8 protein-coding genes are annotated in these 7,500 nt (G+C 69.6%); 4 read left to right on the top strand and 4 right to left on the bottom strand.

Annotated elements, in window-relative coordinates; genetic code table 11:
* A partial coding sequence (locus RMO97_RS01535) for a BLUF domain-containing protein (RefSeq protein ID WP_310538797.1) occupies positions 1-258 on the top strand: 258 nt, incomplete at its 5' end.
* Here RMO97_RS01535 and RMO97_RS01530 read toward each other — a convergent pair.
* On the bottom strand, positions 242-1,030 hold the full coding sequence (locus RMO97_RS01530; protein WP_310538796.1) for a DUF2189 domain-containing protein: 789 nt from the start codon (positions 1,028-1,030) through the stop codon (positions 242-244). The two genes, RMO97_RS01535 and RMO97_RS01530, sit on opposite strands and share 17 nt — an antisense overlap.
* 267 nt (positions 1,031-1,297) lie before the next feature.
* On the opposite strand from RMO97_RS01530, the gene ptsP reads away from it, so the two are divergent.
* The 3 genes from ptsP (at position 1,298) to RMO97_RS01515 (ending at position 4,738) form a co-directional block, all read left to right on the top strand.
* On the top strand, positions 1,298-3,562 hold the full coding sequence (ptsP, locus tag RMO97_RS01525) for a phosphoenolpyruvate--protein phosphotransferase (RefSeq protein ID WP_310538795.1): 2,265 nt from the start codon (positions 1,298-1,300) through the stop codon (positions 3,560-3,562).
* A 165-nt stretch (positions 3,563-3,727) separates the two neighbouring features.
* Positions 3,728-3,943 carry a nucleotidyltransferase domain-containing protein gene (locus tag RMO97_RS01520; RefSeq protein ID WP_310538794.1) on the top strand — a complete coding sequence of 72 codons (216 nt, stop codon included), beginning with the start codon at positions 3,728-3,730 and terminating at the stop codon, positions 3,941-3,943.
* Positions 3,944-3,958: 15 nt separating this feature from the next.
* Entirely contained in the window at positions 3,959-4,738 is a 780-nt protein-coding gene (locus tag RMO97_RS01515) for an aminoglycoside adenylyltransferase domain-containing protein (RefSeq protein ID WP_310538793.1), read from the top strand.
* Here the strand turns inward: RMO97_RS01515 and RMO97_RS01510 are convergent.
* From RMO97_RS01510 to RMO97_RS01500, 3 genes are all read right to left on the bottom strand, one after another.
* Complete coding sequence (locus RMO97_RS01510) at positions 4,735-5,445, bottom strand: hypothetical protein (protein ID WP_310538792.1); 711 nt, start codon at positions 5,443-5,445, stop codon at positions 4,735-4,737. The two genes, RMO97_RS01515 and RMO97_RS01510, sit on opposite strands and share 4 nt — an antisense overlap.
* A 185-nt stretch (positions 5,446-5,630) precedes the next feature.
* Positions 5,631-6,110 carry a transcription elongation factor GreA gene (gene greA, locus RMO97_RS01505; protein ID WP_310538791.1) on the bottom strand — a complete coding sequence of 160 codons (480 nt, stop codon included), beginning with the start codon at positions 6,108-6,110 and terminating at the stop codon, positions 5,631-5,633.
* Positions 6,111-6,156: 46 nt separating this feature from the next.
* Entirely contained in the window at positions 6,157-7,308 is a 1,152-nt protein-coding gene (locus RMO97_RS01500; RefSeq protein WP_310538790.1) for a saccharopine dehydrogenase NADP-binding domain-containing protein, read from the bottom strand.
* Positions 7,309-7,500: the final 192 nt, after the last annotated feature.

The raw sequence follows: 7,500 nt of genomic DNA, 5'->3' as shown, positions 1-7,500 counted from the left end.
GTCTGCGAACTGTTCAACGCCATCGTGCGGGACGACCGCCACCAACAGGTGCGCCTGCTGACCTATGAGGAAATCTCCGAGCGCAGGTTCGGCAACTGGACCATGGGCCATGTGAGCATCGCCAAGCTCAACCCCGCCCTGTTGCTGAAATACTTCAAGCGCGTGGAGCTGGATCCCTTCGACTGCTCCGGCGCGGCGACCATGGCCCTGCTGGGGGAGATGGTGGCCACGGCCGCGATCCTCAACCGGCCAGAGTGACGGTGGGCTGAGGGGCCTCCACCAGATCGCCATAGGCGCGCCAGGTGGCCAGGCCGAGCCAGGGGAAGACGATCACCAGGGCCAGGAAGCCGGTGAGGAGGGTCGACAGGGTCAGGACTGCGATCAGCAGGGCCCAGACGATCATCGGTCCGAAATTCGCGGACACGGCGCGGAAACTGGTGATGGTGGCGGCGAAGACGCTGGTCCCGCGGTCCAGGAGCATGGGGGCGGAGATCACCACCAGGCCATAGGTGAGGAAGGCGATGGCCCCGCCGATCAGGGAGCCGACGATCAGCATGCGGTGACCCTCCGGCGTGGTGAGCGCGAAGGCCGCCAGGGTCTCCACCGTGCGGTAGATGACCCAGGTCGACAGGCCGTAGACGATCTGGGCGATCTGCAGCCAGAAGAAGAAGATCATCAGCAGGGCCAGGCCCAGGATGGCGACATCGCCCGAGAGCGCCCGGGGCACGAACAGCATGCGGGCCAGCGTCGGGCGCTCGCCACGGGCCAACAGGGCGCCGGCCTCGTAGAGCCCCATGGCCAGCATGGGCGCCACGAAGACAAAGCCGCAGGTCAGGGCGAAGACCCAGAAGGCGCCGCCTGTGGCCACGAAGCTCAGGGTCATCCCCAGACTGAAGGCCGTCAGCGCCAGGCCGTAGGCCAGCAGGGGCGGCCAGGCGCGCCAGAGATCCTTCCAGGCGCCCCCCAGCCAGCGGAACGGCGCGGCCATGCCGATACGCCTCACCCGCAGCAATCCGCCCGATGACGTCATGGTCCCTCCCCCGCACGTCGGCGTCGTTGCGCCGCGGCGCTCCCAGGGTCGGGTGTGGAGGGCCCCGGCCGCATTGCGCCAGATCAAAGCGCGTCATCGCACCGCGGTCCGTGCGCTCAAACTTGCGCCACCGGCGACATTCCTGCGTCCACTCGACGCTTTTCCGTCTCCGTTCCGACGTCCAAAGCTGCTAGGGAGCGGTCAAGACGGCCGGGCTGGCCGCAGCCGCCCGGCTGGGCGGGAGTTTCGGGAGGGACGTGAGGGCCGATGGCCGCACCAGGCATCGCCATTCGAGGACAACGGAGCCTGCTGCGGCAGATCCGCGAGGCCCTGGCCGGCGGCGGGCCCGCGCAGTCACGCCTGGACATGGTGGTGCGCATCATCGCGCGCTCGATGGTGGCCGAGGTCTGCTCGCTCTACATGCGCGGCGGCGCCAACGACATGGAGCTGTTCGCCACCGAGGGCCTGGACCCCACCGCCGTCCACGTCACCCGCCTGAAACCCGGCGAGGGCCTGGTCGGCGAGATCCTGCGCCTGGGCCGGCCGCTGAACCTGTCGGACGCGCCAAACCACCCGGCCTTCTCCTACCGCCCTGAAACGGGCGAAGACCCCTTCCACGCCTTCATGGGGGTGCCCCTGCTGCGCGGCGGGCGGGTGATCGGCGTGCTGGTGGTCCAGAACCGCACCGAGCGGGTCTATTCCGACGACGAGGTCGAGGACCTTCAGATCGTCGCCATGGTGCTGGCCGAGATGGTGGCCAGCAGCGAGCTGGCCAGCGAAGGCGCGCTGAAGAACGCAGAGCTGGTGCCCCACCGCCCCGAGCGGCTGAAGGGCGCCAAGTTCGCCGACGGCCTGGCGCTGGGCGTCGTGGTCCTGCACGAGCCGCCGGTGGCGACCTCCAAGCTGCTGAGCGACGACGTGGCGGCCGAGGAGATCCGGCTATCCACCGCGGTCGCCAGCCTGCAGGCCCAGATCGACCAGATGCTGGACGGCCAGCACGGGCTGGTTGAAGCCAGTTATGAGGTGCTCGACACCTACCGGATGTTCGCCCATGACCGCGGCTGGAACCGCAGCCTGGAGGACGCGGTGCGCAACGGCCTGACCGCCGAGGCGGCGGTGGAGCGGGTGCGTTCCGAGCACCGCGCCCGCCTGGGCCAGGCCCGCGACCCCTATCTGCGCGAACGGCTGCACGACCTGGAAGACCTCAACGACCGGCTGCTGCGCCACCTCTCGGGAGAAGGTCACAAGACCCGCGACCTGCCCCAGGGCGCTATCCTGATCGCCCGCAACCTCGGCCCCGCCGACCTGCTGGAATACGACCGCACCAAGCTGAAGGGCCTGCTGCTGGAGGAGGGCTCCGCGGCGAGCCACGCGGCCATCGTGGCGCGCGCCCTGGACATCCCCTGCGTGGGGCGGCTGGCGGGCCTGCGGGACAAGGTGTCGGAGGGCGACACCGTCATCGTCGACGCCGAGACCGGCGAGGCCTATCTGCGGCCCCGGCCCGACGTCATCAAGGCGCTGCAGGCCAGGCTGGAGGTTCGCACCCAGCGGCGGGCGGAATTCGCCAAGCTGCGGGACACCCCGGCCTTCACCCGCGACGGCGCCAAGATCACCCTGCTGATGAACGCGGGGTTGGACGTTGACCTGGACATCCTGGCTGAGACGGGGGCGGAGGGCATCGGCCTGTTCCGCACCGAGTTCCAGTTCATGGTGGCCGAGGAGATGCCGCGCTTCAACGCCCAGACGGCCCTATACAGCCGGGTGATGGACGCGGCCGGCGACCTGGCGGTGACCTTCCGGACGCTCGACCTGGGCGGGGACAAGGTGCTGCCCTATCTGGAGGCCGAACGGGAGGACAATCCGGCCCTCGGCTGGCGGGCGATCCGCATGGGGCTGGATAGGCCGGCCCTGCTGCGGCTGCAGCTGCGGGCGCTGATCGCCGCGGCCAGAGGCCGGCCGCTGCGGATCATGTTCCCCCTGGTTGCCAATGTGGACGAATTCCGGGCCGCGCGCGCCCTGGTGGACCACGAGATCGCCTGGGCCCAGCGGCGGGGCCGCGCGGCGCCCTCACGGCTGGAGGTGGGGGCGATGATCGAGGCGCCATCGCTGATCTGGCACCTGGACGCCCTGCTGCCGATGACCGACTTCGTCAGCGTCGGGACCAACGACCTGATGCAGTACCTGTTTGCGGCCGACCGCGGGAACCCCAGGGTGGCCGATCGCTACGACTTCCTGTCCCCGCCGGCGCTGCGGGCCCTGCAGCAGATCCAGCAGGCCTGCGCCGAAACCGGCACCCCGGTCTCGGTCTGCGGCGAGATGGCGGGCAGGCCCCTGGAGGCCTTCGTCCTGGTGGCGCTTGGCTTCGAGCGGCTGTCCATGCCGCCGGCCGGCCTGGGTCCGGTCAAGCAGATGGTGCTGTCCTGCGACCGCGAGGCGGCGCGGCGCGGGGTTTCGGCCCTGATCAAGAGCTCGGCGGGCTCGATCCGCAACGAGATCGAGACCCTGGCGCGCAAGACCTCCGTCGCCATCTAGACGCGCGACGCGACGCGGGTTTAGGCTCTCCCCTCCCGTTGGAGGACTCATTCGTGGCCACAGACAGCTGACCGGGCGGCGCGCCCAGCGCGCCTCGCTTTCCCCCGATCTTTGCTCTCAATCGAGCCCGCGCCCGTGCGCGCCGGCTCGCACCCCGGATATTCCATGACCCAATCCCACACCCCGGCGCCCGCGGGCGCGACTCCGTATGCCGATCTCAACGGCGTGCTCGACCAGCTCGTGGCCCGCGCCAGAGCCGTGCTCGGCGATAACTTCGTGGGCGCCTATCTGCAGGGCTCCTTCGCGGTGGGCGACGCCGACGAACAGAGCGACGTCGATTTCCTGATTGTCACCGCTCGCGACGTGACGCTCGCGGAATAGCCGGCGCTGCAGGCCATGCACGCCGAACTCTTCACGCTGCCCTCGCCTTGGGCGCAGCATCTGGAGGGCTCCTACGTCCCGGCCACGATCCTTCGGCGCTGGAGCCTCGAGCCGCGCGATCCCCCGGAGGAGCCGCGCCCGCCCGGCTGGGCCGACCCCGGCATGGCCGACATGCCGGCCCGGGCCTATCCGTTCCTCTATCTCGACAACGGCGCCAGCCGCTTGGTGCGGTCCGAGCACGACAACAGCCTGCTGGTGCGCTGGTGTCTGCGGGAGAAGGGCGTGGTGCTGGCCGGACCCACGCCCGCCGAGCTGGTGGACCCCGTGGCGCCCGACGCCCTGCGGGCGGAGATCCGCACCCTGTTCCGCCGGGTGACGACACTCTGGCTGGGCGGGGCCATTCCCATCGACGCCAACTGGCTGCAGGCCTTCATCGTCACCCAGTACTGCCGGATGCTGCACAGCCTGGAGACCGGCGCCGTGACCTCGAAAAAGGCCGCCAGCGCCTGGGCCAAGGGGCGGCTCGATGCAAATTGGGCGGGGCTGATCGACCGGTCGTGGACCATCGGGCGATCGGTGCTGGCCCACAAGCTGGCGCCCGCCGATCCGCAGGCGGTGACAGAGACCCTGGCCTTCATCCGCTACGCCGTGAAGTGGGAGGCGATGGCGGGGTCCGCCGCCAAGGGCGCGCACGGCGCCTCGCGGCCCCGCTGGCAGGACGCCGGCGGGCGCACGCGCGGTGGCCAGTCGGCGCCCTCCCCCATCCGGCCAGGTGGACGGGGGCGGCGGGGTTAGCCGGCGGCGGGAGGTCCGGGCGGCGCCGGGAACGCCAGGGGCGCCACGGCGGCCCCCGGCGATCCGGCCACGGCGGCGCGATAAATCGCGTCGCCGACCGGGCTGTAGGTGATCGCCTCCGTCACCAGCAGGGAGCCGAGCATCGCAGCGACGCCCCAGCTCCAGGCCGGATGCGCGCGGCCACTGCGACGCTTGTCGAACCACATGCCCACCAGGGGGAAGATCAGGCACACCGCAAAGGTGGCCTCCCAGGCCCAGGGCGCGAGTAGGGGCATAGGCAGCAATCGCCCGAAGCCTGGGCCGAGCAAGATCGACATCGCGCAAAAATGCAGGCGCCGGTGCCAATCGGTCTGGCGGCGCATCAGGATCGCCGCGATGGTCAGGCCGGCGAAGGTGAGCAAGGATACCGGGTCGAAGATCAGAAATTGCTGGGGCCGGAAGAAGAACGGCACGCCGCCGCGACGCACGATGGCGATCGTCACCGCCACCCCGAGGATCAGCATGGGCACGACCCAGGCCGCGGCGATCCAGCCAAGCCGGCGGTGCAAGGCAATGCGGCCCGTCGCCGCCAGGACATTCTGGAGCAGGTAGATCACCAGCCAGCCCATGAAGACGACCGCGTGGGCATGGACGAGCAGTGGGGCGGAGAAGCTTGAGCGCCCCATCGCCAATTGGACTGAGAACCCAGCGACGATCACCAGGGCCATTGCGGCGGCGCCGTAGAGGAAAAAGCCCTCGTCCCGACCGACTGGCGCCGGTGCGCCATCAGAAACTGCAGCCATCTCATCCCCCCCGGGACGCTGTCACGCCGGCCGATCAACCCGGGCGGCTGCCGAGACTGTCGCAGCTTGTCGCCCCTCCGCCAAGCCTCGGAGAACCTTGTTCCATGAAATTATCCGACGGCGACGATCTCCACCTCGGCGCCCGCCAGCATAGCGGTGTCGCCGACGGACTTGCCCATCAGGGCTCGTGCCAGAGGGGAGACGTGAGACACCGTGCCCTGAGCCGGGTCGGCCTCGTCCTCGCCGACGATGCGGAAGGTCTGGCGGCGGCCGTCCTCGCGGTCGATGGTGACGCCGCCCCCGAAGCGGACGGTGTCGGTGTCATCACTGGGCTCGATAAGCTGAGCGTTGGCGCGGCGGGCGGAATAGTAGCGCAGGTCGCGGGTGGCCCTGGCCATGGCGGTGCGGTCGGCCTCGATGCCGCCGGCGTGCTGGGCCGCCGCATAGTCGGCGCGCGCCTGGGCCAGGGCCGCCTCGATGAAGGCCAGGCCTTCCGGCGTCACCAGGTTCGGGTGCGGTGAGATCGGGCGGTCGGGAAGGTCGGCGGCGGTGGCCTCCGCATCCCCTTCCTTGGTGAACGCAACGCTCATGGAGATTCCTTCAAGGTCCTGAGCGTCTAACGCGCCAGGGTGGGCTTCAGCTCTCGACCTTGAAGGTCAGGCCCGCCTTGTCCGACAGCCGCGTCACCAGCCGGTCGCCCAGGGCCGCGCCGGGCGTCCAGATACCGCCCGCCACATCGGGGGCGTTCACGAGGGTGATGGCGGTCTCGGCGATGATCTTGGAGGTGGAGCCGTAGCCCGGATCCTTGTCGCCATAGACCGAAACCTGAACCTTGCGGCCGTCGGGGGCGATACCGATGAACAGGCAGTCGTAGAAGCCAGCCTCCCGCTCGGCCTTGCTCGGTCCCTCGCCCGGCTGCGGACCGCCCTCGGCGGGCATATCGGCGAAGGCGGCAGGCGCCTTCGGATCGATGATCGACATCTCGTCATAGACGAAGTCGGTCCCGTAGGGGTGGCCCTGCAGCAGGTTGGAGCGGTGGACGTTCTTGGTGTTGATCGCCGCCATCATGAAGGGACCGACGTCTGCGCCGACGTCCGGGTCGTGCTCCTGCTTGTTCCCCGCAGGCTGGGCCGGGCCGGTGAAGCCGGGCGTCAGAGCGAAAGGGTTGATCATCAGGGCGAACAGGCTCGGGTCCTTCTGCAGCGCCGCCATAGTGGCGCGGCCCGAGGCCGCCGTACCGCCCGACAGGCCACCCAGCATCCTGCGCATCCGGCCCTTCACCCGGGGGACCATGGCGCCGAGTTTTTCCTTGGCGGTCTTCTGGGTGAAGTAGACGCCAAGCTCGAAGGGAATGGAGTCAAAGCCGCAGGAGAACAGGATGCGCGCGCCGCTCTGCTTGGCGGCGGCCTCGTGCTTGCTGATCATCTCGGCCATCCAGTTGGGCTCGCCTGAGAGGTCGAGATAGTCGGTCCCCTGGGCGGCGCACTCAGCCACCAGGTCCGAGCCGTAGAGCTGGTAGGGGCCGACCGTGGTGAGGATCGCCTTGGCGCGGGAGACCATGGCCTTCACCGAGGCCGGGTCCGACGCGTCGGCCACGATCAGGGGGGTGTCCTTGGGCGCGCCGATCTCGTCGCGGACGGCGGCCAGCTTGTCGGCCGAGCGGCCGGCCATGGCCCATTTCACGTCGCCGCCGACGCCGTAGGTCTGGGCAAGGTACTCAGCCACCAGGCGTCCGGTGAAGCCGGTGGCGCCATAGACGATGATGTCGAATTCGGCCTTGGGGTTCATGATGACGCCCTCCCTCTTGAGTTGGCGCGGACCCTGCCGCGATTGAGGCTAGCGCGCAATTGTTGAGGGCCTGTGGCGCCCAGACCGCTCCCCCCTCCGCTCATCCCCGCGAAAGCGGGGACCCAGGTGTTTTTGGTTTGTTGGCTCTGACCCGCGCCAGGCTTTCAGAACGGAGAAAGAGCCTGGGTCCCC

The organism is Phenylobacterium sp. (assembly GCF_031425575.1).
Classification (GTDB): Bacteria; Pseudomonadota; Alphaproteobacteria; order Caulobacterales; family Caulobacteraceae; genus Phenylobacterium.
The sequence above is the reverse complement of the archived record's forward strand: the minus strand, read 5'-3'. Positions and strand labels throughout refer to the sequence as shown.

Excerpts from the sequence above, each read along its gene's own strand:
- RMO97_RS01530 (WP_310538796.1), bottom strand. The coding sequence starts at position 1,030 with ATGACGTCATCGGGCGGATTGCTGCGGGTGAGGCGTATCGGCATGGCC.
- ptsP (WP_310538795.1), top strand. The coding sequence starts at position 1,298 with ATGGCCGCACCAGGCATCGCCATTCGAGGACAACGGAGCCTGCTGCGG.
- RMO97_RS01520 (WP_310538794.1), top strand. The coding sequence starts at position 3,728 with ATGACCCAATCCCACACCCCGGCGCCCGCGGGCGCGACTCCGTATGCC.
- RMO97_RS01515 (WP_310538793.1), top strand. The coding sequence starts at position 3,959 with ATGCACGCCGAACTCTTCACGCTGCCCTCGCCTTGGGCGCAGCATCTG.
- RMO97_RS01510 (WP_310538792.1), bottom strand. The coding sequence starts at position 5,445 with ATGGCCCTGGTGATCGTCGCTGGGTTCTCAGTCCAATTGGCGATGGGG.
- greA (WP_310538791.1), bottom strand. The coding sequence starts at position 6,110 with ATGAGCGTTGCGTTCACCAAGGAAGGGGATGCGGAGGCCACCGCCGCC.
- RMO97_RS01500 (WP_310538790.1), bottom strand. The coding sequence starts at position 7,308 with ATGAACCCCAAGGCCGAATTCGACATCATCGTCTATGGCGCCACCGGC.